Source organism: Sphingorhabdus sp. (assembly GCF_046154385.1).
Lineage (GTDB): Bacteria > Pseudomonadota > Alphaproteobacteria > Sphingomonadales > Sphingomonadaceae > Sphingorhabdus_B.
Genome location: NZ_JBJXFW010000013.1, coordinates 1 through 3,518 on the forward strand (window position 1 = coordinate 1; position 3,518 = coordinate 3,518).

Here is a 3,518-nt window from a genome sequence, read left to right on the forward strand (position 1 = left end):
GCATCATGTGCGACAGCACCGGTGCAGAAGGCGCCAGTTCGACGATCTGGGGATGCACCAACCCGGCCAAGGACACAGGCACCGTCGTGTGCACCGGATGGGCATTTGGCAAGACCGGAATGTACGCCGGTAAACGCGGAGCGATGACCTTCGTCGGCGTCAATGGATCAGGCAGCGGCACCGGCAACTGGACGAAGTAATTACAATCAGCAATAATATGAGGGTCGCCGCGTCCATTATGGCGCGGCGACCTTTTTTGTGGGCGGAACCGGGGCTGCCTGCCCCCAGGCAGCCCGCGCCCTTCACATCGACAGTTGCAGGCGGTTGCGGCCGGCGTTTTTGGCGGCGTAGAGGGCCATGTCGGCGCGGCTTAACAGGGTGTCGAGCGTTTCGTCCGGGCGGCTGATGGCAAGGCCGAAGCTCGCCGTCACATAGATCAGCCCCTGCGGCGTGATGAGCGGCATGGCCTCCAGCTGCAGGCGCATCGCCTCGATATGCGCCTGTGCCGCTGTTGCCGCCGCACCGCGCTCATCATGGGGGATCGCGAAGAGCAAGCCGAACTCCTCCCCGCCCAAGCGGGCGAGCAGGGCCTCTTTGGGCGCGGAGCTGCGCAGCACCTCGGCGGCATGCTTCAACGCATTGTCGCCCCCGGCATGGCCGATCCGGTCGTTGATTTTCTTGAAATGGTCGATGTCGATCATGGCGAGCATCTGGCTGCTGCCCGAGCCCAACCGCGCGGTGGCGGCATCGACAAAGGACCGGCGGTTATGGAGCGCCGTCAACGGATCAAGATGCGCCAGCTTGTCGAGCCGCTCATTCGCCTTTTTCAGTTTCCAGCTTAAGAACGCGACAAAGCCGTAGGAGGGCGGGGCGACCAGCATCGGAATGATGAACGCCACCATCATGGTCGTGGCATAATCGGCGGTCCCGCTGATCTGGAAACTGATATGCGTGGCAACCAGCGACGCGATAACGGAAAAGGCAACAACGCCCAGCCCCGTCAAAACCAGCCTCAATTTGGTCGCCGCGATATTCATCTCATCCATAAAACCTATAAACGACCGCCCGCGCCTATCTTTGATAGGGGAGGCGGATGTTTATGATGCAGGGGGATGGGTTAAGATTTTGGGTGGTTTGGGGAATGTCGAGACAAATGATACCCAATTAGCCGAGTTCTGTTTGGATTCAAAACAATCCGCAGGTCAAAACGTAAGCGCAACGGATTTCAGGTGGTGTTGCACTTTCAGAAGCTCAAAACTGATGAAACGAATGTAGTTTTGTAGCCAGAAGTTCGGCTGCCCCAAAATCAGCTGCATTAGGTTCTCGAATGTTGCCATGCGCGATATCATCGCGAGCCTTTTTAAGCCGAGCAAAAGTTTCGACATCTTCTTCAGAAATGTGCCTCCACACGAAAAGTGCGCACCACAAGAACCGATCCCTAAGGTTTGGCCATTTTTTCACTTCTCGAAGAAAAGATAAGTCCTTCATCCACGATTTCGCTCGTTTGCCGGAAAGCTGATTTACACACTGCTCGTGGTCGATTGCGCCGAACGATGAATGCGTGGCTATCTCGATCGATAAGAAAAAGTATAAAAACCTTTTCAGCGCGTCTTTTTCGATCAAAGCTAGGTGAAAGAAGGACGCCGATTTGCTGTCGACTTTGGGCAGGATGCCTGAAACATGTTTTAGCGCTTTTCGGATCGAAGAAGCATTCCACCCGGACGAGGTGTTGGCGGAAGCAGTTAGGTCGAGACGCATGTCGAGCACGGTCTCACCAGAAGGCGTTATGCCGAAAGTAGTTTTGTCGACTTGGACAAGTCCCGGCAATGGGCGACCATTTTCAAACAGTGAACAACTCAGACTCGTTACAATTGAGGGCAACAGCTTGTTTGCCAGCTTCTTGATTTCTATTTTCGCATCATAGAATGTGTCATAGGTATGGACCGTTTTTCCGTCACGACGGAAATGCCGCAAATTCTGCGTATGGGATTCCGTTGGGCCTAAATGAATAACAACGTAAGGTGGTTTGCAGTTCTTCTCTTTCTGCCATTCGTCTTCGTTGTCCGCATAGCTGTCACTGAGCATCTTACGGCAAATTCCATTGACGCTATTCCCGACACCGACTTGTATGGCGTTACCATCCAGCTGATAAGTCTGAACAATCAATGCACCTTCGTCCACTCGAATGCCTTTGATGTGGAAAACGTGCAGTCCATGAAACTTGGCGGTCAACGCCATGTTTTTACGGGCTTTTTCGAACCCCATCGCTTCGATTACAAGATCAGATACCCAAACCATTTGAGCACATTGGAGCAGTTTGAGTCCTTTCGCAACTCACCCCAGCCTTACCAACGCCTCATCCAGCGCCTGCAAAAACCTCGACCGGTCGGCTTTGGCAAAGGGTGCGGGGCCTCCGGTGATGCCGTCCATTCCGGCGCGCAGGTCGGCCATGATAAAACGGGTGGCGATGGCGCTGCCGATGGAGGCGCTGGTGAACGGCTTGCCATTATTGCCGATGACGACCGCCCCTGCCTTCAGGCAGCGGTCCGCCAGCAATATGTCGGCGGTGACCACGATGCTCCGCCCGTCCGCCTGCTCCGCAATCCAGTCATCCGCCGCGTCGAAACTGTCCGATACGATATGCCGGGTGATCAGCGGATGGTCAGGCAAGCGAAAGCGCGCATTGCTGACCAGCACGACGGGCACGTTGCGGCGATATGCGACTTTGTAAATCTCCTCCTTCACCGGACAGGCGTCGGCATCGACCAATATGCGGGGTGATAAGGGAGGCGAGCTATGGGGCAGGGGATGGGGGCTGTCGGCGGTCATTAACACACAGCTATATAAGGCCGACGCCCGATCCGGATCATCGGCGTCCGTCACGCATAATAAGTGCACGCCATCTGCCGCGATGCGCGCGGACAGGCCTTCGACTTTCACGATGGGCTCCAGCGGCTGAATATTGCGCACATTGAGGTCGGCGTCGAGCTCCACGATCGCCGCGCCGAACAGCGCGCCGTCTGCATAGCTGTTGTCGGTGGCTTCGGCGACGGCGGAGAGCAGGATGCGGCCCCCGTTTGGCTCCTCCGTGTCCAATCGGTATGCGTCTGTGACGGTCAACGGAACGCCCGCGCAACTCGGCAGCGTCAGCGTAGCGCACAGCCTGGCAGAGACCGCTCCGCCTTCCAGAACCGCGGCCAGCGGCACCTCCAATATGTGCGAGGCGGGATGAGTCATCGTGCCGCGATTGAACAGCAGGAGATGGTCACCGCGCAGCACGACCCCTTCCAGATTGACCTCGGGCACCAGCGGGGCGATTGCGGAAAAGAGCGGTTTCAGATCTAACAGATGAACTTCGGCGGGTGCGCCTATGTTCGGCAGGTCGATGATCGCGCCGCGCATCCGGCGCGCCTTCGATCCGGAGCCGAGCGCCAGCAGGCGGATGGCCCGTCCGTCGGGCAGCTTTGGATCGGGAAGCGCCAGCAGGATTTCAAAATCGGGCTTCATTTTTTTGCGTT

General features: G+C 56.9%; 4 protein-coding genes and 1 pseudogene. 1 reads left to right on the forward strand and 4 read right to left on the reverse strand.

All coding sequences use genetic code 11. The features are described 5' to 3' along the window. On the forward strand, positions 1-200 hold a 200-nt coding region (locus ACKVOS_RS03300), incomplete at its 5' end, for a hypothetical protein (protein ID WP_409210593.1). A 102-nt stretch (positions 201-302) separates the two neighbouring features. On the opposite strand, the gene ACKVOS_RS03305 is transcribed toward ACKVOS_RS03300, so the two are convergent. The 4 genes and pseudogenes from ACKVOS_RS03305 to ACKVOS_RS03320 form a co-directional block, all read right to left on the reverse strand. Further along, positions 303-1,046 (reverse strand): GGDEF domain-containing protein, encoded by a 744-nt coding sequence (locus ACKVOS_RS03305; protein WP_409210594.1) that lies wholly within the window; start codon positions 1,044-1,046, stop codon positions 303-305. Positions 1,047-1,251: 205 nt separating this feature from the next. Then, on the reverse strand, positions 1,252-2,298 hold the full coding sequence (locus tag ACKVOS_RS03310) for a hypothetical protein (protein ID WP_409210595.1): 1,047 nt from the start codon (positions 2,296-2,298) through the stop codon (positions 1,252-1,254). Between the two features lie 36 nt (positions 2,299-2,334). Beyond that, entirely contained in the window at positions 2,335-2,829 is a 495-nt protein-coding gene (locus ACKVOS_RS03315) for a YaiI/YqxD family protein (RefSeq protein ID WP_409210596.1), read from the reverse strand. A 63-nt stretch (positions 2,830-2,892) separates the two neighbouring features. Then, positions 2,893-3,507, reverse strand: a pseudogene (locus tag ACKVOS_RS03320) (DUF6910 family protein); the annotation flags it as partial. Between the last annotated feature and the right edge of the window lie 11 nt (positions 3,508-3,518).